We start from the raw sequence: 1,009 nt of genomic DNA, 5'->3' as shown, positions 1-1,009 counted from the left end.
GATTTTTTTGCAAGCAGAATGCCTCAAACATTACATTTACCTCATGGCACAATGAGACAGTCACCAAACCCAATGTCTGCATTATGATGCAGCTACTATCACAGAGATGTTTCATATGAGAAATGCTAGTGTGAGTGGAAGGAAGTTTTTTCATAGTAGATGTATGAGCTGGTCGTAGCGGAATCGGGGGTATGTTGCTCGAGTTCATAGGAATAGAGAGGTTAGGAGGAGTGTTTTGGTGGTAAAGCATGTTGTGAATAATTCTGGTGAGTGGGTGGGGTAGAATGTGCTTAGAAAGATTGTAGTTGTTAGGGCGTTCATTATAATAATGTTTATATATTCGGCTATAAAGAATAGGGCGAATGGGCCTGCGGCATATTCAATGTTAAAGCCTGATACTAGTTCTGACTCGCCTTCTATGAGGTCGAAGGGGGTTCGGTTTGTCTCTGCTAGTGTGGAGGTGAATCATATTATGGCTAAAGGTCATGATGGTAGGAGGAGTCAGAGATGTTCTTGTGTTGTAATAAGTATACTGAGGTTAAATGAGCCGTTTGTTAGTAAGACTGATAGCAGGATGATAGTGAGGGTAACTTCGTATGAAATTGTTTGAGCGACGGCTCGTAGGGCTCCAATTAGGGCGTAGTTTGAGTTTGATGCTCATCCTGATCATAGGATGGAGTGGACAGTTAGGCTGGATATAGCTAGGATGAATAGGAGTCCTAGGTTGAAGTTGATTAGAGGGTTAGGTATGGGAAGGGGGGTTCATAGGAGGAGGGCAATGGAGAAGGCTAGGGCGGGTGCGATGGTGTAGAGTGTAGTGGTGGATGTTGAGGGTTTTAGGGGTTCTTTGGTGAAGAGTTTTATTGCATCAGCGAAGGGTTGTAGTAGTCCGTAAGGGCCTACAATGTTGGGTCCTTTGCGTAGTTGTATATAACCTAATAATTTTCGTTCAACAAGTGTGAGGAATGCTATAGCGGTTAGTGCGGATGCAACAAGGAGTAGAAGGTTT

At 43.5% G+C, this 1,009-nt stretch carries 1 pseudogene; it reads right to left on the bottom strand.

Annotation, left to right across the window (positions count from 1 at the left end):
• Positions 1-204: 204 nt before the first annotated feature.
• Positions 205-972: pseudogene (locus tag ACFIJR_RS09090) on the bottom strand (NADH-quinone oxidoreductase subunit H).
• Positions 973-1,009: the final 37 nt, after the last annotated feature.

The organism is Bartonella sp. OD88NMGDW (genome assembly GCF_042193775.1).
GTDB classification, from domain to species: Bacteria; Pseudomonadota; Alphaproteobacteria; order Rhizobiales; family Rhizobiaceae; genus Bartonella; species Bartonella grahamii.
This window is presented reverse-complemented; position numbering and strand designations above follow the sequence as displayed.